Raw genomic sequence first — 24,425 nt, forward strand, 5'->3', positions numbered from 1 at the left:
TCTTTTCCCTGAATTTATTGTGATAACAAAATCAAGCCTTCTTTTTTATGATGAGGAAAGAGTGACAAATTGTTGCTAGAGAATAAAAGAAAAGAAGGACTATTTATGACCAAAACATGTAATCATCACTTTCTTGTCAATCAGGAAAAAGGCGAGAAACACGTCTTTCGCAAGAGTAAAAAATATCGCACTCTATGTTCCGTTGCCCCTGGAACCATGGTGACGGCTGTTGTTGCTTGGGGAGGAACGGTTGCACATGCTGATGAAGTCACATCATCAGTTGACAGCACCATCCAACGAACGGAGAATCCAGCCACAAATTTACCAGAAGCACAACCAAGCCCTGTTTCTGAACAAACTGAAAGTTTAGGGTCAACTGGACAATCTAACGGTTCAATTGCAGTCACCGTACCACATGATACGGTAACACAAGCAGTTGAAGAGGCAAAGGCAGCAGGTGTTTCTACGGTTGAAGATAGCCCAATGGATTTGGGAAATACAACTTCTGTGGCAGAAACCAACCAACAAATTTCAAAAGCTGAAGCAGATGCCCAAAACCAAGTTGAGGCTATCAATGAAGTCACTAAAACCTACAAAGCTGATAAAGCGACATACGAATCGAATAAAGCCCGCATTGAACAAGAAAATAAGGTGCTGTCACAGGCCTACGAAGAGGCCAACCAAACTGGTAATGAGACAAATGCTTGGGTTGATACCAAAGTCAATGACCTAAAATCCCAGTATGCAGATGCTGATGTGACAGTAAATGAACAAATAGTTTCATCAGGAAATGGGACATCTGTACTTGACTATACAAACTATGGCAAGGCTGTTGAAACCATTCAATCAACTAACGAACAAGCTGTAGCGGATTATCTAACAAAGAAAACAAAGGCAGATGATATTGTTGCGAAAAACCAGGCCATTCAAAAAGAAAATGAAGCTGGACTTGCTAAGGCAAAAGCAGATAACGAAGCCATTGAAAAGCGGAATCAGGCAGGTCAAGCAGCTGTTGATGCTGAAAACCGTACAGGCCAAGCCGCAGTTGATCAGGCTAATCAAGAGAAACAACTATTAGTTTCAAATCGTACAGCTGAGATTGAAGCCATTACTAAACGTAATCAAGAAAAAGAAGCCGCAGCCAGAAAAGAGAATGAAGCGATTGATGTCTATAATGCCAAAGAAATGGAACGCTATCAACGTGATTTGGCCGAGATTTCAAAAGGTGCAGAAGGTTATATTTCTGAAGCCCTTGCTCAAGCCCTCAATCTCAATAACGGTGAACCCCAAGCACAACATGGGGCCATTACCCGAAATCCTAATCAAATCATTTCAACTGGCGATGCCATGCTGGGTGGCTACTCAAGAATTTTAGATTCAACTGGATTCTTTGTCTATGATAGCTTCAAAACAGGTGAGACCCTTAGTTTTAACTATCAAAATCTTCAAAATGCACGATTTGATGGGAAAAAGATTAGTCGTGTGACTTACGATATTACCAACCTTGTATCACCTGCTGGAACCAATGCCGTGAAATTGGTTGTACCAAACGATCCCACAGAGGGCTTTATTGCCTATCGAAATGACGGAAACGGTGACTGGCGAACAGACAAGATGGAGTTTCGTGTAGTTGCCAAGTATTTCTTGGAAGACGGAACGCAGGTCACCTTTTCTAAGGAGAAACCAGGAGTCTTCACGCATTCTTCCCTCAATCATAATGACATTGGTTTAGAATATGTTAAAGATTCATCTGGGAAATTTGTTCCGATTAATGGTTCAACCGTTCAAGTGACTAATGAAGGTCTAGCACGTTCTTTGGGTTCCAACCGTGCAAGTGATTTGAATTTACCTGAGGAATGGGATACCACATCAAGTCGTTATGCTTATAAAGGAGCAATTGTCTCAACAGTTACATCAGGTAATACCTACACAGTAACCTTTGGCCAAGGCGATATGCTACAGAATGTTGGCTTGTCATACTGGTTCGCCTTAAATACCCTACCAGTTGCACGTACAGTAACACCGTATAGTCCCAAACCTAATGTAACGGTGGAACTTGAACCCATTCCAGAACCTATTACGGTAACACCAGATGTCTTTTCTCCTAAAACATTTACACCAGAAAAGCCTGTGACCTTCACGCCAAAGCCTTTGGAAGAAGTAGTGCAGCCTAGTCTGTCCTTGACCAAAGTAACCTTACCTGTCAAACCTATTCCAAAAGAACTTCCAACGCCACCACAAGTACCGACAGTCCATTATCATGCATACCGTTTGACGACAACTCCAGAGATTATGAAAGAAGTGGTCAATAGTGACCAAGCTAATCTTCATGAGAAAACTGTCGCAAAAGATTCAACGGTGATTTATCCCTTAACAGTTGATGCCTTATCGCCCAATCGTGCCCAAACGACTAGTCTTATTTTTGAGGACTACTTGCCTGCTGGTTACCTATTTGATAAGGAAACAACACAAAAAGAGAATGGAAACTATGTCCTTAGCTTTGATGAGACTAAGAATTTTGTGACCTTAACTGCAAAGGAAAACTTGTTGCAGGAGGTAAATAAAGATTTAACCAAGGTATATCAACTGACCGCTCCAAAACTCTATGGTTCTATTCAAAATGATGGGGCAACCTATTCCAATAGTTACAAACTCCTTTTGAACAAGGGTACAACCAATGCTTACACAGTCACTTCAAATGTTGTAACGGTTCGTACACCAGGTGATGGGGAGACAACCACACTCATTACACCAGATAAAAACAATGAAAATGCGGATGGTGTCCTCATTAATGACACGGTCGTAGCCCTTGGCACAACCAACCACTACCGATTGATTTGGGATTTGGACCAGTATAAGGGAGATCGTTCTGCTAAAGAGACAATTGCACGAGGCTTCTTCTTTGTGGACGATTACCCAGAGGAAGTGCTCGATGTGGTGGAAAATGGCACGGCTGTTATTACCCTTGACGGTCTGAATGTATCAGGAATAACGGTTAAAAACTATGCTTCACTAAATGAAGCTCCTAAAGACCTTCAAGCTAAATTAGCTCGTGCTAAAATTACACCGACAGGTGCCTTTCTAGTCTTTATGCCGGATGACAACCAAGCCTTTTATGACCAGTATGTTCAAACAGGAACTTCTTTAGCTCTTTTGACCAAAATGATGGTTAAAGATAGTCTCTACGGTCAGACAAAGACCTATACAAACAAGGCTTATCAAGTTGATTTCGGCAATGGCTATGAAACCAAGGAAGTGACCAACACCCTAGTTTCTCCAGAACCCAAGAAACAAAACCTCAATAAAGACAAAGTAGACATCAATGGGAAGCCCATGCTAGTGGGAAGTCAAAATCACTATACTCTCTCATGGGACTTGGACCAATACCGAGGGATTAAAGCAGACAACTCTCAGATTGCACAAGGTTTTTACTTTGTGGATGATTATCCAGAAGAAGCTTTACTGCCGGATGAAGCAGCTATTCAGTTTGTCACATCTGATGGTAAAACAGTTTCAGGAATCATGGTGAAGGCTTATTCTCGATTATCAGAAGCTCCTAAATCTTTACAAGAAGCCCTTTCTAAACAAAAAATTCAGCCTAAAGGAGCTTTTCAAGTTTTCATGCCTGAGGACCCACAAGTCTTTTTTGAATCTTATGTGACCAAGGGGGAGAATATTACCATTGTCACTCCGATGACGGTTTTGGAAACCATGCTTAATTCAGGGAAGTCTTATGAAAACGTGGCCTATCAGGTGGATTTTGGCCAAGCTTATGAAACCAATACGGTGACTAATTTTGTCCCTAAAGTAATTCCACATAAGTCTAATACCAATCAAGAAGGCATTTCAATTGATGGAAAGACTATTCTTCCGAATACGGTCAATTATTACAAAATTGTACTGGATTACAGTCAATACAAGGACATGGTCGTGACGGATGATGTTCTTGCCAAGGGATTTTACATGGTAGACGATTACCCAGAAGAAGCTCTTACCCTAGATCCTGATGGCATCCAAGTTTTAGATAAGGATGGCAATCGTGTATCTGGTATTTCTGTTAGCACCTACGCTAGTTTGCCAGAAGCTCCGAAAGTCGTCCAAGATGCCATGGCTAAACGTCAGTTTACACCTAAAGGAGCCATTCAGGTCCTTAGTAGCAATGATCCCAAAACCTTTTATGAGACCTATGTGAAGACTGGTCAAACCTTAGTTGTCACGCTTCCGATGACGGTTAAAAATGAGTTGACCAAAACAGGTGGTCAGTATGAAAATACAGCCTATCAGATTGATTTTGGCTTGGCCTATGTCACGGAAACAGTGGTCAATAATGTTCCCAAACTAGACCCACAAAAAGATGTGGTAATTGACTTGTCTCATAAAGATGACAGCCTTGATGGTAAAGAAGTGGCCTTGAATCAAACCTTTAACTATCGTTTGGTTGGAGCTTTGATTCCAAGTAATCGTGCGACTGATTTATTTGAATATAGTTTTGAAGATAACTATGATGAAAAGCATGATGAGTATAATGGTGTTTATCGCAGCTATCTGATGACGGATGTCATCCTCAAAGACGGTTCTGTCTTAAAAGAGGGGACAGAAGTCACGAAATATACCTTGCAACAGGTGGATACAGAAAATGGCCTCGTGTCAATTTCATTTGATAAATCCTTCTTAGAGACTGTCTCTGATGATTCAGCCTTTCAGGCAGATGTTTACCTGCAGATGAAACGGATTGCGGCTGGTCAGGTGGAGAATACCTATCTCCATACAGTGAATGGCTATGTCATCAGTTCAAATACAGTTGTAACACATACACCTCAACCTGAAGAACCAAGTCCAAATCAACCCACTCCACCTCAACCACCGATTGAGTCTCTTGAACCACCTGTTCCAGCAAGCGTTTTGCCAAATACAGGGGAACAGGAATCCCTTTTGGGCTTGATTGGAGCTGGTATTCTACTTGGTACGGCTTATGGACTGAAGAAAAAGGAGGAGAAGTAGATGAATCCAAAAACTATTTATGAAAATGATTCAGAACAAGATGGTTTGACAGATGCTCAGGAACTAGCTTTGGGAACCAATCCGCAGTCTGTTGACACAGATGGTGATGGTCAAGCTGATTTAGAAGAGCTACAATCTGGACATTCACCACTAGTCCCACAAAAGGAGTTGTGTGATGGCTTGGAACTTTGACACCATGAAAGAGGCTTTGTCTGAAATGGAGAAGGTCGATTACCAAGAGTTTATCAAAGCCCTTCTCTCTTTGGAATTAAGTATTTCTGATAGAACAATCCTCAATCAGGTTTATCAAGATTATATGGATGAAGATGACCTATCCTTGATTAGTGATGAGCTACGAGTTAAAGTGGATAGTTATCAGGATGAAGTACAGGCAGATATGACTGACATTCTGGAAAAGCTGTACCGAACAGGTGAAGGATCTAGTTTTATTATGGATTTAATGTCCTCAAATAGTCTTTCAGACACCTTGGAACAGTATGAGGTTTTGGATAGTGACGATTATTCACCACTTAGCCTTGAAACCTTACAGGCCATGATTCAACAGGAATTGGCTATTTCCAGTCAGGATTATTTTGGAGATTTGGTTCACCTTGCCTTGCAAAAAGATTTACTAGACCAGAAAAGTCATTTCTTACAACACTATGTGGCAACTGTAATGGAAGGTATTCCACAAGAAAGAGACCAACGAGCCTTGGTCCTAGATTAACGCAAAGGGCTGAGAAAAACTCTCAGCCTTTTTTAAATGGGAGGGAAAATGAATCAAGAAGTCTTACTACAAATGATGAGAGCCACCATTCCTCGTGATAGAGCCTTGCTTGAGGCGTTTTTATATTACCAAGCTGAGCATTTTGATGAGGAGTGGGATAGTCTCGTTCATCAGTTTTTAACCAATGGGCAAGAAATTAATAAATCTGTTCAGGTACTTCACTTTGAGACAGATGTTTCAGCTTTTGTCCAGGCTAGTCCTTATGATACTGCTCATGATCTATTGACCTATACAAAAGTTTTCGGCCAAACTGGTCTCCAAAAACTCGACAAACTATCGCCGTCTGAAAAAGACTTGGTGATTGAAGTGGCATTGTTCAATCTGGCCACTCGTTTTCAACTATTAGACTCAAATGGACACTACCAAACTATTTCACCAGATTCTCTATTACAAAAGAGTAGGGGAGCTAATTTGGTCAATGTTTATCGTGTGGCTAATAATTTAGCGGATCGTATTAGCCGAGATATTGAACAGTTTCTCTTAACTTACGAGCCTGAGCTTGAAACAAGAGCTGATGAAACTATTCTAGAAAATGAAGAAACTATTGATGAGCACAAAACAAGTGTTCATCAAGCAATATCTTTTCGAGAAGAGGGCTCTCTGGTTATTGCTAGTTTAGATGTAGATTTGTCTCAACTAGATGTTCAAACAGGAAAAACCAGTCATCTGCCTGCTTATGAAGAGTTATCTTTACGACGTAAATTTGAGATTCTAACATATTTTGACCAAATTCGAAATGAACGTTCCAAAGTCCCAAGTTTTAGACGAGGTGATTTTGATACTGAGACGGAAATGACACCAGTCTTTGAGGGCGAGGAGTTACTTACCTATCTAGAAGCTGATGGCAGTCCCTATGAGCTGAAACGAACGCTGACTACAGTCGAAGAAAAGGAATTAGAAAAAATTGGACAAGCCATTAGGATAGAAAATCAAGAAAAATTGACTCAGCTAGGGATTGATATATCTCAGTTTGAATCAGACCAAGTCGGTATTTTATTGGATGCAGCAGGTCGTTTTCGTTTGAAAAATGCGGACCTTGCTTTACTAGGTGGCTATCCCAAAGCCTCGGTAACTCAACTAGCCCTTGCGACAGAACTACTCCAAATGGGATTGAGTCATGAAAAGGTTGAATTTTTCTTTGGTAGCCAGCTTTCCATTGAAGAGCTGCGACAAGTTGCCTACGCCTTTTTACACCAAGAACTCAGCAGAGAAGATGCGGAGCAATTTGAAAAAGATAAACGCAATCAGCCAGATTTAACCCTCAGAGATTGGAAAAGCAAGCTAGAGAAAGCTGAGTCGAAAGTAGTGGTTGATGAAGAGTTAGCGGAAAATCCACTAGTCCAGAGAGTCTTGGACACTTATCCTCTGGGGTCATTGGTTTCCTATAAGGGACAGGACTTTGAGGTCGTGTCGGTCAGTGATGCTCGATTGAACGGTTTGATTCGGATTGAGTTAGTCAATGACTTTTCGGATATCATTGAACAAAATCCAGTTCTTTATTTGAGGACCTGGGAAGAAGTCAGTCAGTCACTTCATCAGCCAAAGGCAGAACCACAAACAGAGTTAGAAGAAGCGGACCAAGGATTAAACCTATTCTCATTTCTGGAAGAGGAGCCAGTTCAGAGTATTGGACTATTGGAACCAGATAGTTCAGAAATAGGTCATAACGATACTGATCTTGAAGAATCAGATAGTCAAATTCCTGAAGAGGTAGTAGTCGAAACAATTCCAGAGATTCCAGTAATGGACTTTTATTTTCCAGAAGATATGACGGACTTTTATCCAAAGACTGCTAGAGATAAGGTTGAGACAAACATTGCGGCTATTCGTTTGGTAAAAAATCTAGAAGTAGAGCACCGCAATGCTTTACCAAGTGAACAAGAACTCCTTGCCAAGTATGTAGGCTGGGGTGGACTAGCCAATGAATTTTTTGATGACTATAATCCAAAATTTTCTAAGGAACTAGAAGAACTGAAAAGCCTAGTCACAGATAAAGAGTATTCGGATATGAAACAGTCCTCTCTGACAGCCTATTACACAGACCCAGCCCTGATCCGTCAGATGTGGGATAAGTTGGAAAGAGATGGCTTTACAGGTGGCAAAATCCTAGATCCTTCCATGGGAACAGGGAATTTTTTTGCAGCAATGCCCAAACACTTAAGAGAAAAGAGTGAGTTATATGGTGTGGAATTAGATACCATTACAGGAGCTATTGCCAAACACCTTCATCCAAATAGTCACATTGAAATTAAGGGCTTTGAGACGGTGGCTTTTAACGACAATAGTTTTGATTTAGTGATTTCAAATGTTCCCTTTGCCAATATACGAATTGCGGATAACAGGTACGATAAGCCTTACATGATTCATGACTACTTTGTCAAAAAGTCACTTGATTTGGTCCATGATGGTGGACAAGTAGCGATTATCTCTTCAACAGGAACCATGGATAAGCGAACAGAAAACATCTTACAAGATATTCGTGAGACAACTGAATTTCTTGGTGGGGTTCGACTGCCTGATTCTGCCTTTAAGGCCATTGCAGGAACGAGTGTCACAACGGATATGTTATTCTTTCAGAAACACTTGAACAAGGGATATGTTACAGATGACTTAGCCTTTTCTGGTTCCATTCGTTATGAAAAGGATAGTCGCATTTGGCTCAATCCTTACTTTGATGGAGAATACAATAGCCAAGTGCTAGGAACCTACGAGGTCAGAAATTTTAACGGTGGAACACTTTCTGTTAAGGGGACTAGTGATGACTTGATTGCAAGTGTTGAAACAGCTCTACATCAAGTAAAAGCCCCAAGAAAGATTGATAGAAATGAGGTCATCATTAACCCAGATGTGTTGACCAAACAAGTCATTGATACCTCCATTCCAGCTGAAATGAGGGAGAATCTAGATCAGTACAGTTTTGGTTATCAGGGTTCTACAGTTTACTATCGAGATAACAAAGGCATTCGAGTCGGAACCAAGACGGAAGAAATCAGTTACTATGTCGATGAAGAGGGCAACTTCAAAGCATGGGACACCAAACATTCTCAAAAGCAGATTGATCGCTTTAATGCCTTAGAAGTGACTGATAACACTGCTCTGGATGTCTATGTGACCGATGATGCAGCAAAACGTGGTCAGTTTAAGGGATATTATAAAAAGACAGTTTTCTATGAAGCTCCATTGTCTGATAAAGAAGTGGCACGAATCAAAGGAATGGTCGATATTCGCAATGCCTACCAAGAAGTTATTGCCATTCAACGCTATTATGACTACGATACGGAGTTCTTTAACCTCTTGTTAGGCAAACTCAATCGTACCTATGATAGCTTTGTCAAACACTATGGGTATTTGAACAGTGCAGTGAACCGCAATCTTTTTGATAGTGATGATAAGTATTCGCTTCTTGCTAGTTTGGAAGATGAACGTCTGGATCCAAGTGGAAAGTCTGTTATCTATACTAAATCCCTTGCTTTTGAGAAGGCTTTAGTGCGTCCTGAAAAAGAGGTTAAAAAGGTACATACTGCCCTTGATGCCTTAAATTCGAGCTTGGCTGACGGACGTGGTGTTGATTTCGATTATATGATGTCTATCTATCAGGTTGAATCGAAGATGACCTTGATTGAGGAATTAGGCGACCTCATTATGCCTGATCCTGAGAAGTATTTGAATGGAGAATTGACCTATGTTTCTCGCCAAGACTTTCTGTCAGGGGATGTCGTCACTAAGTTAGAAGTGGTGGACCTATTTGTCAAACAAGACAATCAGGACTTTAACTGGTCGCATTATGCAGGGTTACTTGAGACGGTCAAACCAGCACGTATTACTTTAGCAGACATTGATTATCGAATCGGTTCACGCTGGATTCCTTTGTCTATTTACGGAAAATTTGCCCAAGAAACCTTTATGGGGAAAGCCTATGAATTGTCAGACCAAGAAGTAGCAACAGTCCTTGAAGTCAGTCCCATTGACGGGGTTATCACTTACCAATCTAAGTTTGCCTACACCTATTCCAACGTAACGGATAGGAGTTTAGGTGTCCCTGCTTCACGCTATGATAGTGGTCGAAAAATCTTTGAAAACCTCCTGAATTCCAATCAACCAACCATCACAAAACAAGTTGTTGAAGGGGATAAGAAAAAGAATGTGACGGATGTGGAGAAAACAACAGTCCTGCGTGCCAAGGAAACACACCTACAAGAACTCTTTCAAGGTTTTGTAGCAAGGTATCCAGAAGTCCAACAGATGATTGAAGACACCTATAATAGGCTCTACAATCGTACGGTATCAAAGACCTATGACGGTAGCCATTTAACCATTGATGGACTTGCTCAGAATATTTCATTACGGCCTCACCAAAAGAATGCCATTCAACGGATTGTCGAGGAAAAACGTGCCCTACTAGCTCATGAAGTTGGTTCAGGTAAAACACTTACCATGCTTGGGGCAGGATTCAAACTGAAAGAACTCGGAATGGTACATAAACCTCTCTATGTGGTTCCTTCTAGTTTGACTGCTCAGTTTGGTCAAGAAATCATGAAATTTTTCCCAACCAAAAAAGTCTATGTGACCACCAAGAAAGATTTTGCCAAAGCTAAACGCAAACAGTTTGTATCACGTATTATCACAGGGGACTATGATGCCATTGTCATTGGAGATTCACAATTTGAGAAGATACCGATGAGTCGTGAAAAACAGGTCACCTATATCAATGACAAACTTGAACAACTCAGAGAAATCAAGCTAGGAAGTGACTCTGATTATACGGTGAAAGAAGCAGAGCGTTCGATTAAGGGACTAGAGCACCAATTAGAAGAACTCCAAAAACTGGAGCGGGATACCTTTATTGAATTTGAAAACCTTGGCATTGATTTTCTTTTTGTGGATGAGGCTCATCACTTCAAGAATATCCGACCAATCACTGGACTTGGGAATGTCGCGGGTATCACCAATACCACTTCAAAAAAGAACGTAGACATGGAAATGAAGGTGAGACAGGTTCAGGCAGAGCATGGCGATAGAAATGTTGTTTTTGCGACAGGAACACCAGTCTCAAACTCCATTAGTGAACTTTTCACTATGATGAATTACATTCAACCCGATGTCTTGGAACGATACCAGGTATCCAATTTTGACTCCTGGGTTGGGGCTTTTGGGAATATCGAAAACTCTATGGAACTAGCCCCGACAGGAGATAAATACCAACCTAAGAAACGGTTCAAGAAATTTGTCAACCTTCCTGAACTCATGCGAATTTACAAGGAAACAGCTGATATTCAGACTTCAGATATGCTTGATTTACCTGTACCTGAAGCTAAGATTATTGCGGTGGAAAGCGAGTTAACGCAAGCTCAGAAATACTATTTAGAAGAACTGGTAGAGCGTTCAGACGCTATCAAGTCAGGTAGTGTCGATCCAAGTAGAGATAATATGTTAAAGATAACCGGGGAAGCTAGAAAACTAGCCATTGATATGCGGTTGATTGACCCTGCTTATACCTTATCAGACAATGAGAAAATCCTTCAAGTCGTTGATAATGTCGAGCGGATTTACCGTGAAGGAGCTGAAGACAAAGCCACTCAGATGATTTTCTCTGATATTGGAACGCCTAAAAGTAAGGGAGAAGGATTTGATGTTTACAATGAACTTAAGGACTTGCTTGTCGATCGAGGGATACCAAAAGAAGAAATTGCCTTTGTGCATGATGCCAATACTGATGAAAAGAAAAACTTACTGTCTAGAAAGGTCAATAGCGGAGAAGTACGGATTCTCATGGCTTCTACGGAAAAAGGTGGAACGGGTTTAAACGTACAATCACGTATGAAAGCTGTCCACCACTTAGATGTTCCATGGCGTCCTTCTGATGTAGGACGGATTTTGCGGACATTCAAAATAAAAAAGAATGTGATATATTAATCACAAATCACTTATCACAAATCACAAGTGATTTGTGATTGTTGATGATAAAATAAGAATAAGAAGAAATAGAAAGAAGTGAGTGATTGTGGGAAATTTAGGCGCACAAAAAGAAAAACGAAATGATACACCAATCAGTGCAAAAAAAGATATAATGGGAGATAAGACGGTTCGTGTTCGTGCTGACTTGCACCATATCATATTATTAAATAAACTGTCAATTTGATAGTGGGAACAAAAAGTAGCAGTCCCGTTTCACTTTTAATATGGGGCTTAGTTTTTTGTACCCAGTTTAAGAATACTTTTATCATGTAATTTTATATGCCCGAAAACATATAAGTGTTTTGGGGCTATTGGAGTTATTTACCCAGTGATAGGAGTATTTATCACTGGGTATTTTTATGCCCTTTTTTGGGTGTTGATAGGAGGAAAATCACATGAAAATAATTAACTTAGGCATTCTGGCTCACGTTGACGCAGGAAAGACAACATTAACGGAGAGTTTATTGTATACCAGTGGTGCAATTGCAGAACCAGGGAGCGTAGATAAAGGCACAACAAGGACAGATACAATGAATTTGGAGCGTCAAAGGGGAATCACTATCCAGACAGCAGTGACATCTTTTCAGTGGGAGGATGTAAAAGTCAACATTATAGATACGCCAGGCCATATGGATTTTTTGGCGGAAGTATACCGTTCTTTATCCGTATTAGACGGAGCAGTATTATTAGTTTCTGCAAAGGATGGCATACAGGCACAGACCCGTATACTGTTTCATGCACTACAGACAATGAAGATTCCGACAATTTTTTTCATCAATAAAATTGACCAAGAGGGGATTGATTTGCCAATGGTATATCAAGAAATGAAAGCAAAGCTTTCTTCGGAAATTATAGTGAAGCAAAAGGTTGGGCAGCATCCCCATATAAATGTAACAGACAATGACGATATGGAACAGTGGGATACGGTAATTATGGGAAACGATGAACTATTAGAGAAATATATGTCAGGGAAACCGTTTAAAATGTCAGAACTGGAACAGGAAGAAAACAGGAGATTCCAAAACGGAACGTTATTTCCCGTTTATCACGGAAGCGCTAAAAACAATCTGGGGATTCGGCAGCTTATAGAAGTGATTGCCAGTAAATTTTATTCATCAACGCCTGAAGGTCAATCTGAACTATGCGGGCAGGTTTTTAAGATTGAATATTCAGAAAAAAGGAGGCGTTTGGCTTATGTGCGTCTGTACAGCGGCGCATTGCATTCGAGGGACGTTGTCAGAATATCAGAAAAAGAGAAAATAAAAATTACAGAGATGAGTATTCCTACAAACGGTGAATTGTGTTTAGCAGATACGGCTTACTCTGGTGATATTGTAATTTTACCAAATGATGTTTTGCAGCTAAACAGTATTTTGGGGAACGAAATACTGTTGCCGCAGAGAAAATTTATTGAAAATCCGCTCCCTATGCTCCAAACAACGATTGCAGTAAAGAAATCTGAACAGCGGGAAATATTGCTTGGGGCACTTACAGAAATTTCAGATGGCGATCCTCTTTTAAAATATTATGTGGATACTACAACGCATGAGATTATACTTTCTTTTTTGGGGAATGTGCAGATGGAAGTCATTTGTGCCATCCTTGAGGAAAAATATCATGTGGAGGCAGAAATAAAAGAGCCTACTGTTATATATATGGAAAGACCGCTTAGAAAAGCAGAATATACCATCCACATAGAAGTCCCGCCAAATCCTTTCTGGGCTTCTGTCGGGTTGTCCATAGAGCCGCTCCCTATTGGAAGCGGAGTGCAGTATGAAAGCAGAGTTTCACTTGGATATTTAAATCAATCGTTCCAAAATGCGGTTATGGAGGGGGTTCTTTATGGCTGCGAGCAGGGGCTGTATGGATGGAAAGTGACAGACTGTAAAATCTGTTTTGAATATGGATTGTATTATAGTCCTGTAAGTACCCCCGCAGACTTTCGGCTGCTTTCCCCTATCGTATTGGAGCAGGCTTTAAAAAAAGCAGGGACAGAACTATTAGAGCCATATCTCCACTTTGAAATTTATGCACCGCAGGAATATCTCTCACGGGCGTATCATGATGCTCCAAGGTATTGTGCAGATATTGTAAGTACTCAGATAAAGAATGACGAGGTCATTCTGAAAGGAGAAATCCCTGCCAGATGTATTCAAGAATACAGGAACGATTTAACTTATTTCACAAATGGGCAGGGAGTCTGCTTGACAGAGTTAAAAGGATACCAGCCAGCTATTGGTAAATTTATTTGCCAACCCCGCCGCCCGAATAGCCGTATAGATAAGGTTCGGCATATGTTCCACAAGTTAGCTTAACAGCTTGCAAAAGTCATATAAAATGAGATTTGAAAGGATTAGAGACTAATTATGATGAAATGCGAATGGATATTGTGTCCTGTTTGTGGGAGCAAAACCCGTAATAAAATTAGGAAGGACACTGTTTTGGAGAATTATCCCCTTTATTGTCCAAAATGCAGACAAGAAAGCTTGATTAAAGTTGACAACTTGAAGATAACTGTCATCAAAGAGCCAGACGCTTAAGACGCAGAGCCGATGAAATTGTGGAACAATTCACGAATCATCGGCTCTTTTTGTTTCGTATTTGAAAGAACAAACTCACCAAATAAAAAAAACGATATTCTACTTCATCAACTATTAGGAAAATTGAGCAATCTCAAACAAATTCGGAGGAATCTGATATAACCTATTCGAAATCGGAAAGTTATTATCGTAGTATTCTTATTCAATCTCGAGATGAACAACGTCATTATATTGAATCTTTACCTCAAGAACAGCAACAAAGCGTTCAAACAACATTTTCTGCAATGGTAATGAAAGCAGAGGAACTCAAACAAGAATTTTCCTCAGACAAAGAGCTAATCGAAACGGTGTTGCATGACTTGTTGGAGGAAGAAGAACAAGTAAGGGATTTTTCCACTTCGGAAACTTCTGACTTAATAGAAACTTATGCCAAGAAAAAAAGTATGCGTTATCTTCAAGGGACTCCAGCTACACAGCAAAAATATTACGGTTACTCAGTGCCCGATGAATTACTTAAGTCCGTATTTTTGAACGGTAATCCAATATCATTCCAGTTTTATGGTTATGTGATTGGAGAAGGCGAATTGTATATCCCCAATGACTGCTATGTGAATGAAGCAGGAACAGAACTTGTTTTATTTGTTGAAAGAAATGGCCAGAAGTATGTCTTAGAAAGCAACATGTCACCAGATAATCAAAAAATTGATGTTTTCTTTAGTCAAGATGAAATTTTGGCTTCTTATTGACAGTAAAATATTAGATAAAATTAATATTGATTATTTTTCTCCTTCCCACATATCAAATTTCTTTTGGATTGATTAGTTGATAATAGGGAAAACTACCTTGAAATTGTGTGGGTAATTAACCTGTATAGGGCTAGGCCGTTTTCTATTTGATTTTTTTATTAAATTTAGCCTGGTGGAAACATCAGGCTTTATTTTTTTTTGACTTTTTTTCAATAAATGCGGAAAAATTACTCCCACACCTACCTAGTAAGGTAGTAGGAATATTTGTATTCCATGAACTATGGCATAAAATTATCAGGTCGAATTAGTTGGTCTGATAACTTGACTAATATCCTTTTTAGAGTGATATATAGTGTGCCATTACATAGGAAGGAGAGTAAATGTCCGTAAAGAAGATTAGAGTCAATAAACAAAAACACAAGAAGAGGGTCTGTGCCTACATTCGAGTTTCGACGACTAATGGAAGTCAGTTAGAATCGTTAGAAAATCAGAAACAGTATTTTGAAAACCTGTATTCCAATAGAGACGATATTGATTTTGTAGGTGTTTATCATGACAGAGGTATATCTGGTTCTAAGGATAATCGTCCAAATTTTCAAGCGATGATTGAAGTTTGTCGTAAAGGTATGATTGATGTTATCCACACCAAGTCTATTGCTCGATTTGCTAGAAACACGATTACAGTTCTTGAAATTAGTCGTGAACTGAAGGCAATAGGAGTAGACATATTCTTTGAGGAACAAAACATTCATACTCTTTCAAGTGAAGGGGAAGTGATGCTTTCAGTATTAGCTAGTATCGCGGAGGACGAGTTGAGGAGTATGAGTGGCAATCAACGCTGGGCATTCCAAAAGAAGTTTCAACGAGGAGAGCTAGTCATTAACACCAAGCGATTCTTAGGATATGACATAGATGAGAATGGTGAGTTGATTATCAATCCAGAAGAAGCTTTCATAGTCAGGCAAATATTTGCACTTTACCTTGAAGGGTATGGTACTCATCGTATTGCCAAACTGTTAAATGAAAAGGGCGTTGCGACTGTCACAGGTGCTAAATGGCATGACACCACAATCCGTCAAATGTTAAGCAATGAAAAATACAATGGTTCGGTCTTATTGCAGAAGTATTTTCACGATGGTGTGAATGGTCCTAAAAAATTGAATCGGGGTGAACTCGAACAATACTTTATAGAGGATAATCACGAAGCCATTATTTCTATGAAAGAATGGCAAGCAGTCCAGGACAAACTAAACAGTAGTAGATGGCAACAAGGTAGAAACAAAACCTATAAATTTACAGGGTTATTAAAGTGTCAGCATTGTGGTACGACTTTAAAGAGACAAGTTTCTTACAATAAAAAAATTGTTTGGTGCTGTTCCAAATACATTAAAGAGGGAAAAGTAGCTTGTCAGGGGATGCGTGTGCCAGAAGCAGATATCTCAAATTGGATAGTAACCTCGCTAGTAACAGTAATAGAAAGGGATAGAAATGGGGAAAAGTATTACAGTTATACCGGCCAAGAAAGTGCAGACCAGTGTTCAACATCAGGTCAGAAAGAAAATCAAAGTAGCCGCATATTGTCGAGTGTCCACCGACCAAGAAGAACAGCTATCAAGTTATGAAAACCAAGTTAATTATTACCGAGAGTTTATCTCTAAACACGAGGACTATGAGTTAGTTGACATCTATGCGGATGAGGGTATTTCAGCAACCAATACAAAAAAACGTGATGCTTTTAACCGCTTGATACAAGATTGTAGGGCAGGTAAGGTGGATAGGATTTTGGTCAAGTCAATTAGTCGATTTGCTAGAAATACCCTTGATTGTATCAAATATGTCCGAGAGCTGAAAGAACTGGGTGTTTGTGTGACTTTTGAAAAGGAGAATATTGACAGCCTAGATTCCAAAGGTGAAGTTCTCCTTACAATCCTTTCTTCCTTAGCACAGGATGAGTCACGCTCTATCTCAGAGAATGCGACGTGGGGAATTCGTAAGAAGTTTGAACGTGGTGAGTTGCGCGTGAATACCATAAAGTTCATGGGTTATGACAAGGATGAAAATGGTAGGCTTATCATTACCCTCAGCAAGCTGAAACAGTAAAATTCATTTATGAGAAATTCTTAGAGGGGTATAGTTCCGAGTCCATAGCTAAGTATTTGAATGACAATGAAATACCTGGTTGGACAGGACAGGCAAATTGGTATCCTAGTGCTATACAGAAAATGCTTCAAAATGAAAAGTACAAAGGTGATGCCTTATTACAAAAGACTTTTACTGTTGATTTTCTGACTAAGAAACGAGTTCAAAATGATGGTCAAGTCAACCAATACTATGTAGAAAATAGTCATGAAGCTATTATTGACAAAGACACTTGGGAATTAGTACAGTTGGAATTGACAAGGAGGAAAGACTTTCGAGAAGAACATCAACTGAAAGCTTACATCATCCAAAATGACGATAATCCTTTTACAACTAAGGTGTTCTGTGCAGAATGTGGTTCAGCCTTTGGAAGGAAGAATTGGGCAACCAGTCGAGGTAAACGTAAGGTGTGGCAATGTAACAACCGTTATCGCATCAAGGAGGTGGAAGGGTGTTTCAGTAGGCATTTGGATGAGGTGACACTTGAGCAGATTTTCCTAAAGGCATTAGTGCTACTGAGCGAGAACATTGATTTGCTTGATGGCAAGTGGGAGAAAATCTTGGCAGAGAATCGCCTGCTTGATAAGCACTACAGCATGGCATTGAGTGACATACTTAGGAAGGAGCAGATAGCTTTCAACCCCTCTGACATGTGCCGAGTGCTAGACTTTATCAGCATTGGATTTTAACTTATGTATACCTGCTAAGTGTACAAAATGTTCCTCAGAAAACGTAAGATTGAGAGTTGTTTGCTGTCCTTTTCGTCCTAAAATAATTTGATAGGTTTTTGAAAGGAGTTTTTTATAATTTCTTGCGGATGAGAGTAATAATGATTCCATGTATTTCCTTAGAAAAAAGGACAGGATAACCTGCCCTTAGTAATGAGTGTTTTCAGTGTTGGCTTGAGGTGTTCACACACAACCCTGGTAAAGCTCCAGCCACAGTCAAACCAACCGACCATAGACCTTCAACGCTTAGTAAATACTCTTGTTATCTACAGTTTTATTATATAGAAAATGTTCTATTAAATCAAGTATTTTACAAAAAAATCATTATTCTGCAATTAGTCTCAGGATAAGTTGAAGTTAGAGATTAGTAGGTCTTGTTTTTACTCCTAGATACTGATATAAACGAACAAGCCTATTATCTTTTAGTGATTCAACATTGAACATAAAATAATGGTCTTGATAATCTTTAGCGTTTTCTTTGTTCAATTTGAAATAGGATTTTTGAGATTTGGCCATGGCAAGCATAATATCATCTGTTAAAAATGTTAGTGGTGTATCTAGAGCAGAATAGCGATAGAAATCCGCTTCAAATTTTCGGTAACTGTCACTAAAATAGTCCATCTGGAGTTGGTTCTTATTAAAATCAAGCTGATTCATACTCTACCTCCAAGTCTATTGCAAGAATATCAGATATTTGGATACTGATGTAGCCTTCTTTTGTTTCAAATGAAATCGATTGAAAAGTCAAGTTCTTTATTTTCCCTATAAAAACAAAACAATTATTCAGTATTGTGCAGATGGAAATTTTGATGTGCTTTCTATGCAAATATGCTCCTTGATTACTGAGGGTGTTAATCTCAGTGAGTATAAAATGCGAGTTGTTTCGGATATAGAGTCTTTCGTTGAGAAGGTACAGATTGTTTCATCTGGGTATGATGATAGAGCAATTGAGCTTATGAAGTTTATGAATAGTCCTCTGGAGGATGGTGATATTCAGTTTAACTATGAACATATGATTTTCACCAAGGTTGGACATGAAAGCTATCAATTTATGTTTATTAATAACCAAATTGCAGTAGCATCTCTCGACTTTTCTCAAGAACAATATGAGTACTACCTTGCTGATGTTGAGGACCTAGAAACTAATACATATTACATAGACTCTAGGTGGGCGGAATCATTTTCTCGTACCAGTTTGATGTAAAATTAAAAATTTATTTACAAGTATAAATGGACTAATTTTTAGTTAGGTCATTTTTTATCTTCTAATTTAGAAAAATGTAGTTAATATATATAATTATTATGTAGATTTCTAGAAAGGAGGTAAAACCAATGGTAAGACGGAATTCTAAAATTACTCGTCAACAGAAGAAAATTCGAGATGCATTTGTATCTGAGAGAACTGTTGAAATTATTCCTGCAAAGCGAGAGTTCACTGATGTTAAAACTAAGAAGTTGCGTGTTGCTGCCTATTGTCGAGTAAGTACTTTTGACGAATCTCAGTCAGGTAGTTTTGAACTTCAAAAACAAACCTATATTGAAAGAGTCAATAGTAATCCTGATTGGATACTGGCTGGAATCTATGCTGACCAAGGAGCATCAGGAACATCAATCAAACGACGTGAACAATTCCAACAGATGCTTCATGATTGTAGATGTGGGAAGATTGACTTGATAATCGTTAAGAGTGTTAGCAGGTTTGCTCGCAATCAGCTAGATTTCATTAGTATTTACCGAGAGTTGAGGGCACTATCCCCTCCAGTTGGAATATATATCGAAGATATAAATTTGAATACACTTGATACGAATAGTGAATTCATTCTTGGTATTATGGCCATAGTAGCTCAAGGTGAGAGTGAACAAAAAAGTGCGTCAATTACATGGTCTGTAATTGAACGCTTTAAAAGAGGGATACCAATGATTCCTACCCATAACCTTCTTGGGTATACGAAAGACCAGTATGGTCGAGTAGTGATAGATGAGACAGAAGCAAAAATTGTTCGCCTAATATATGATTCGTACATTGAAGGTATGACTGCAAGTGAGATTGCCTCAACTTTAATGACTAATCATATACCAACAGTTACTGGTTTGGAGCGTTGGACAAGTTTAGCTGTTTATAATATTCTCAGGAATGAGAAATATAAAGGCGAAATCATCATGCAGAAGACATATACTGTTGATTGTTTTAGTCATAAAACACGGAAAAATAATGGTGAAAAGCCAAAATATCGATTAAAAAATGGAATTCCCTCAATCATACCAGAATCAAGATGGGATTTAGTTCAAGAATTACTCAAGCAACCTAGAAGAAAATCGAAATCTACTTCTGAGATATTTGTACCTAAACTCTACATCAAGAAACTCAAATCTGGTAAGTTGAGGGATTTTGTTGTACTTGATCCTAGTTGGAAGTCGGAAGACATTCAAGAAGTTTTTAAATAAGAAAGAGGTAAATTATGCGTTTTAAAGATTTTAATCTTGAAGTTGTTAATGTTGAACGTTACTCATCAGATTATAGTATGACAGTGAACAAGAACTTTGTTACATTTAGTAAAGGAATCATCCAAGCTTTAGAATACCCAGCACATGTACTTGTTGCTTTTAATAAGGATACAAAGGTAATGGGTATACAAGTTTGTCGGGCAAAAACTAGGGGAGCATTTTCTTTTTCAAAACCTGTTGGGGAGCAAAAAGGTATTGTTCAGGTAGGTCATAAAAATTTAAAAGAAACACTCTTAACAATTATGAGTGAATGGAAATCTGATAAGCGTTATAGGGTAGAGGGGATTCACATTCCTGAAGATAAGGCTTTTATTTTTGAATTGAAAGATTTTGAGGAACTAACTGATTTTCGTAAAAACGACAATAATAAATAGTATGGAATTAAGATAAAAATTATTGGTGGGAGTACAACTAATGTATTCCTGCCATTTTTAATGTATTTATATAAGCAATTTCCATTTACCCTGTGGGGATGTGTTGTCGGCATTGTTACTGGTTTTAGATACTTCGATAGTTGGTCCGTGCAAATGATAGTGGAGTCCCAATTGAAGTACTTTTCTCGTTTCTATCACTGCGTCAAAAATAGGGCAAAAATTTGCTCTATAGATTTAGAGGTGATGGATAGGGTTCAATTCCGGCGAGAGTATATACGGGTAATGGGAGCTAAGGTAGAATTATTGATGTAAAAAAGTCTGTGACGATAGTGGTAAAACAATCTAGTTACAGATTTTTTTGTGTTTCTGTGGTATAATTCAAGTGATATTAAAATGGAGATTGTAAGAAATTGTCCAAGAAATCTTTGAGGAAGACCAAATTGATCATTTTGCTATCTGTTTGGCATTTAGATTTTCTAGAGTGTTATCTAAATTAGAACTATCTAACAAACAATCAATTTTTAGGCTGTTGAAGAAGTTTATGTATATTAGCAGAGAGTGATTCTTTTGAAGGAGGATTATGGCAAAATATAGTACCAACGAACATGGTGTTATCGAGATTGATTTTGAAGGAGTAATTCCTGGTGCGGATATCCGAAATAAAATGAAGGCTGTAAAGTATCGTTGGAACCCCGGTAGAAAAGTTTGGTACACCTGTCAGGACAGTATGACTCTTGCTCTAGCAAAGGAAATATGTGATGGGGATACTGAACTGGTACCAGTAAGTCCTGTTAAATGGGTTCCCCCGGCAGATTATGCGTTGAAGGTTACTATTGGTGAGATGCTAAATGCCTCACCAGCCATATTAAAAGGTTGGGAGGATGTTCTCAAAACACATGTGAATGGCGTCATGTCGGAGGATAATGTAGCTCATTCAGGTCAGGCTGTGAGTAGAGCTCAAACATCTGTTTGGATGGACTGCTTTGATTTTATCAGGGCTAATCTGGCCTCCCTACCTTCTTCCATGTGGACCTTTGAGCTGATTTTTGAATACAGCCTTCCAGGAACAGTTCATCAACGTCCAGATGTATTTCTTCTTACAAATACTAAGACTATCATTTTAGAATTTAAAAAGAAGGTTTCCCCACAAATCGGCAGCAATAAGGATGATGTTGCACAAGCTATTCGGTATAAAAAGTGGCTGGAAAATCATCATAAGGTGACGAGAGAGCGCCATCTTGATGTGAACAGTTATCTTGTATGCACCCCAGATAATTCTGTAGCAGGAACACTTAGAGGAGTAGAGATACTGACAAAGGACAATTTCTGTTCTACTATTGAGCGAGAGCTTACTGGTGAAAGTATCTGTACGTTTACTGAGGAATGGATTAAATCCCCTAAAACAGAAATGCCAGATATGCTTCAGGCTATTGAAATCATGTATCGAGATGGGCGTATTCCTTACATTTCAGATGTTAATAAAAAATGCTTGAAGACAGTACAGAAGCATATAGAAGAGGCTAAACATCAACAGAAGAAAATTCTTATCCTGATCAATGGTGTACCAGGTGCAGGAAAAACTGCTGTAGGTCAGAGTGTCGTGTATGAGCAGAACAGAGATGGCCAGGCGAATGCGGTTTATCTATCTGGAAATGGACCACTGGTGGAAGTTCTACAATACCAGATCAATCAAGTCGGAAACAATAAGCATATGGGGGAGAATGCTATTCAAGGATTGAAGGAATTCAAGTCTACCTATTTCTCCAAAAGTGATAGGAAGAATACGAGCGTGCCTGAGCAAACCGTCCTTATCTTTGACGAAGCTCAAAGGGCTTGGGATGCAGCTACGTTAGACCGTGGTTTTAGTGAGCCTCAGGGATTATTTGATGTTGGCAACAGAATTTATGGGGCCAAAGGCTACGCAGTATTGATCGGTCTTTATGGGGACGGGCAGAGTATTTATAGGGGTGAGGAGGCAGGTATGTCTCTCTGGGAAGAGGCCCTTAAGCACAATAGAGAATGGAGTATTTTTGCATCAGAATCACTTATGGCACAGATACATGGGCTCGAAAGTCAGAAAATACTAGATGATGACCTCTTCTTGCCAGTATCTCTTAGAGCAGATTTTATCGATTGCAGTAAATGGGTGGAGCAAGCTATAGGAAGAACAGGTGTTACGCTACAGCAAGCTCAAGCGGAGCTGGCTGAGCTGCAGAAAACATCCATGCGAATCTGTGTCACCAGAGATTTTGAAAAGGTGAAGGCGCGTGCGACTGTTATTTATCAGGAGCATCCAGACTGGAAATACGGCATTCTGATTTCAAATTTTGCGGAGCAAAGCATTATTCGAAAAGCATTTCCATATTGGAATATTGGTTATAGAGGTTCTAATGAGGTATCGAATGGTAGGTACGGTCCCTGGTTTGCAGGTGATTGTAAAGAATTGAACAAGGCTTGTTCAGTCTACGGCAGCCAGGGGCTTGAACTTGATTGTCCGATCATTTTATTTGGTGGCGGCTATGTTCGTCAAGCGGGCCAGTGGCTTGCAAGAGGAGCTACCTACAATCGACAAAAGGAAAAGTTTCTGGATCCTGAAACAATCGTTGAGAACAATTTTAGAGTTTTGTTTACCCGGGCTCGTAAGGAAATGATTCTCTTGATTCCTGATGATCCCGTTCTGGATGAGACCTACGATTACTTCGTCAACATGGGAATGGACCTTTTGTGATGTCTGTATGCTTCTATGACTGTTGAAGAGAAAATGTTTATTTTATTATAGAAGAGGATAGCAGTTTCGATTGTTGTCCTCTTTGTTTTAGATTGGAATGAATTTGAAAATACTGTCGTCAACTAGTTAATGATATTTGTAAAATCACATATTTTCTTGAATATGTAAATTTTTGTTTGTAAAACGCTTACATTTTTTCTAAAAATATAGTATTATATGATTATAATAAAATATTAAATAAAGGGTTAGGATATGGATTTAGGAAAAATGAGTCATGTTGATCTAGATAGAATCAATATCAAGGGCTTCCCTGAAATCATCTATGGTTTACATAAAACGCCTCTACAAATTTTAGAAGTAGCGCTGAAGTTAGATGCCGCCAATCAACCTGTTATGATTACAAAATTATCCTTTGATAAATGGAAGGAGCTAGAGGATAAGCCACCTAATGGTTCTTATTTTGAGTCCAGTCAAATTTGGTATAACAGGCCATTTCCGACAATGAAAAATGGGAAGATTTTAGTTCTATCTGCTGGGACCTCTGATTCTCAAGTTGTGGAGGAGGCAGCAGTAGTCAGTCAATGGATGGGTTGCCAAACGGACGTTTTACAAGATGTAGGAGTAGCAGGACTTGGTCGACTGCTAGGACAATTAGAAACCATTCGAGAAGCCAGTGTCATTATTGTGGTTGCAGGCATGGAAGGTGCGCTTCCGAGTGTGGTATCTGGCTTAGTATCGGTACCAGTCATTGCTGTACCAACATCAGTTGGCTACGGAGCAAACCTGGATGGCTTGACGACACTTTTGGCCATGACAACCTCTTGTTCATCTGGTATTAGTGTTGTTAATATCGACAATGGCTTTGGGGCAGCTTATCAAGCTTCCCTAATTATAAAATTGATGAATCAAGACTAACTTTTAG

17 protein-coding genes and 1 pseudogene are annotated in these 24,425 nt (G+C 39.2%); 16 read left to right on the plus strand and 2 right to left on the minus strand.

The window, feature by feature from the left end; translation table 11 throughout:
* Positions 1-105: 105 nt before the first annotated feature.
* The 11 genes and pseudogenes from PW220_RS04235 to PW220_RS10405 all read left to right on the plus strand — a co-directional run bounded on the left by PW220_RS04235 (position 106) and on the right by PW220_RS10405 (position 17,857).
* On the plus strand, positions 106-5,001 hold the full coding sequence (locus PW220_RS04235) for an SspB-related isopeptide-forming adhesin (protein WP_248054452.1): 4,896 nt from the start codon (positions 106-108) through the stop codon (positions 4,999-5,001).
* Positions 5,002-5,193: a calcium-binding protein gene (locus PW220_RS04240; RefSeq protein ID WP_248054451.1), complete on the plus strand. Its 192-nt coding sequence runs from the start codon at positions 5,002-5,004 to the stop codon at positions 5,191-5,193.
* On the plus strand, positions 5,177-5,728 hold the full coding sequence (locus PW220_RS04245; RefSeq protein ID WP_172002359.1) for a hypothetical protein: 552 nt from the start codon (positions 5,177-5,179) through the stop codon (positions 5,726-5,728). The genes PW220_RS04240 and PW220_RS04245 overlap by 17 nt, the downstream gene beginning before the upstream one ends.
* Before the next feature lie 48 nt (positions 5,729-5,776).
* Complete coding sequence (locus PW220_RS04250; protein ID WP_248054450.1) at positions 5,777-11,701, plus strand: helicase-like domain-containing protein; 5,925 nt, start codon at positions 5,777-5,779, stop codon at positions 11,699-11,701.
* A gap of 82 nt (positions 11,702-11,783) precedes the next feature.
* On the plus strand, positions 11,784-11,927 hold the full coding sequence (locus tag PW220_RS04255; RefSeq protein WP_248054449.1) for a peptide-binding protein: 144 nt from the start codon (positions 11,784-11,786) through the stop codon (positions 11,925-11,927).
* A gap of 211 nt (positions 11,928-12,138) precedes the next feature.
* Positions 12,139-14,058, plus strand: coding sequence for a tetracycline resistance ribosomal protection protein Tet(O) (tet(O), locus tag PW220_RS04260; RefSeq protein ID WP_105123813.1), 1,920 nt, complete (start codon positions 12,139-12,141; stop codon positions 14,056-14,058).
* Positions 14,059-14,109: 51 nt separating this feature from the next.
* A pseudogene (locus PW220_RS04265) lies at positions 14,110-14,299 on the plus strand (cysteine-rich KTR domain-containing protein).
* A 268-nt stretch (positions 14,300-14,567) separates the two neighbouring features.
* Positions 14,568-15,029 (plus strand): hypothetical protein, encoded by a 462-nt coding sequence (locus PW220_RS04270; protein WP_248054448.1) that lies wholly within the window; start codon positions 14,568-14,570, stop codon positions 15,027-15,029.
* A 380-nt stretch (positions 15,030-15,409) separates the two neighbouring features.
* Complete coding sequence (locus PW220_RS04275; protein WP_248054447.1) at positions 15,410-16,651, plus strand: recombinase family protein; 1,242 nt, start codon at positions 15,410-15,412, stop codon at positions 16,649-16,651.
* Positions 16,614-17,129, plus strand: a complete 516-nt coding sequence (locus tag PW220_RS10400; protein WP_459565358.1) for a recombinase family protein — start codon at positions 16,614-16,616, stop codon at positions 17,127-17,129. Before PW220_RS04275 ends, PW220_RS10400 begins: the two co-directional genes overlap by 38 nt.
* A gap of 5 nt (positions 17,130-17,134) precedes the next feature.
* Complete coding sequence (locus PW220_RS10405; RefSeq protein WP_459565361.1) at positions 17,135-17,857, plus strand: recombinase family protein; 723 nt, start codon at positions 17,135-17,137, stop codon at positions 17,855-17,857.
* On the opposite strand, the gene PW220_RS10355 is transcribed toward PW220_RS10405, so the two are convergent.
* Both PW220_RS10355 and PW220_RS04285 read right to left on the minus strand, forming a co-directional pair.
* Positions 17,831-18,007, minus strand: a complete 177-nt coding sequence (locus PW220_RS10355; RefSeq protein ID WP_398582932.1) for a PBECR4 domain-containing protein — start codon at positions 18,005-18,007, stop codon at positions 17,831-17,833. The two genes, PW220_RS10405 and PW220_RS10355, sit on opposite strands and share 27 nt — an antisense overlap.
* Positions 18,008-18,253: 246 nt before the next feature.
* Positions 18,254-18,553 (minus strand): DUF5960 family protein, encoded by a 300-nt coding sequence (locus tag PW220_RS04285; protein ID WP_014636989.1) that lies wholly within the window; start codon positions 18,551-18,553, stop codon positions 18,254-18,256.
* 79 nt (positions 18,554-18,632) lie between these two features.
* On the opposite strand from PW220_RS04285, the gene PW220_RS04290 reads away from it, so the two are divergent.
* The 5 genes from PW220_RS04290 (at position 18,633) to larB (ending at position 24,418) form a co-directional block, all read left to right on the plus strand.
* On the plus strand, positions 18,633-19,100 hold the full coding sequence (locus tag PW220_RS04290) for a CpXC domain-containing protein (protein ID WP_248054446.1): 468 nt from the start codon (positions 18,633-18,635) through the stop codon (positions 19,098-19,100).
* A gap of 128 nt (positions 19,101-19,228) precedes the next feature.
* Entirely contained in the window at positions 19,229-20,341 is a 1,113-nt protein-coding gene (locus PW220_RS04295; protein WP_248054444.1) for a recombinase family protein, read from the plus strand.
* Positions 20,342-20,355: 14 nt separating this feature from the next.
* The gene (locus PW220_RS04300; RefSeq protein ID WP_248054442.1) at positions 20,356-20,775 is read left to right on the plus strand and encodes a hypothetical protein; all 420 of its coding nucleotides are present in this window, start codon (positions 20,356-20,358) and stop codon (positions 20,773-20,775) included.
* 580 nt (positions 20,776-21,355) lie between these two features.
* Entirely contained in the window at positions 21,356-23,503 is a 2,148-nt protein-coding gene (locus PW220_RS04305) for a DNA/RNA helicase domain-containing protein (protein WP_248054439.1), read from the plus strand.
* 252 nt (positions 23,504-23,755) lie between these two features.
* Positions 23,756-24,418 carry a nickel pincer cofactor biosynthesis protein LarB gene (gene larB, locus PW220_RS04310; protein WP_248054438.1) on the plus strand — a complete coding sequence of 221 codons (663 nt, stop codon included), beginning with the start codon at positions 23,756-23,758 and terminating at the stop codon, positions 24,416-24,418.
* The last annotated feature ends 7 nt before the right edge of the window (positions 24,419-24,425 follow it).

The organism is Streptococcus sp. 29892, assembly GCF_032594935.1.
In the GTDB taxonomy this organism is placed as follows: Bacteria; Bacillota; Bacilli; order Lactobacillales; family Streptococcaceae; genus Streptococcus; species Streptococcus hyiners.

What these genes read in the sequence shown, in the direction of transcription:
- PW220_RS04235 (WP_248054452.1), top strand. Translation starts at nt 106, where the DNA reads ATGACCAAAACATGTAATCATCACTTTCTTGTCAATCAGGAAAAAGGC.
- PW220_RS04240 (WP_248054451.1), top strand. Translation starts at nt 5,002, where the DNA reads ATGAATCCAAAAACTATTTATGAAAATGATTCAGAACAAGATGGTTTG.
- PW220_RS04245 (WP_172002359.1), top strand. Translation starts at nt 5,177, where the DNA reads ATGGCTTGGAACTTTGACACCATGAAAGAGGCTTTGTCTGAAATGGAG.
- PW220_RS04250 (WP_248054450.1), top strand. Translation starts at nt 5,777, where the DNA reads ATGAATCAAGAAGTCTTACTACAAATGATGAGAGCCACCATTCCTCGT.
- PW220_RS04270 (WP_248054448.1), top strand. Translation starts at nt 14,568, where the DNA reads ATGGTAATGAAAGCAGAGGAACTCAAACAAGAATTTTCCTCAGACAAA.
- PW220_RS04275 (WP_248054447.1), top strand. Translation starts at nt 15,410, where the DNA reads ATGTCCGTAAAGAAGATTAGAGTCAATAAACAAAAACACAAGAAGAGG.
- PW220_RS10355 (WP_398582932.1), bottom strand. Translation starts at nt 18,007, where the DNA reads ATGGAATCATTATTACTCTCATCCGCAAGAAATTATAAAAAACTCCTT.
- PW220_RS04285 (WP_014636989.1), bottom strand. Translation starts at nt 18,553, where the DNA reads ATGAATCAGCTTGATTTTAATAAGAACCAACTCCAGATGGACTATTTT.
- PW220_RS04295 (WP_248054444.1), top strand. Translation starts at nt 19,229, where the DNA reads ATGGTAAGACGGAATTCTAAAATTACTCGTCAACAGAAGAAAATTCGA.
- PW220_RS04300 (WP_248054442.1), top strand. Translation starts at nt 20,356, where the DNA reads ATGCGTTTTAAAGATTTTAATCTTGAAGTTGTTAATGTTGAACGTTAC.
- PW220_RS04305 (WP_248054439.1), top strand. Translation starts at nt 21,356, where the DNA reads ATGGCAAAATATAGTACCAACGAACATGGTGTTATCGAGATTGATTTT.
- larB (WP_248054438.1), top strand. Translation starts at nt 23,756, where the DNA reads ATGGATTTAGGAAAAATGAGTCATGTTGATCTAGATAGAATCAATATC.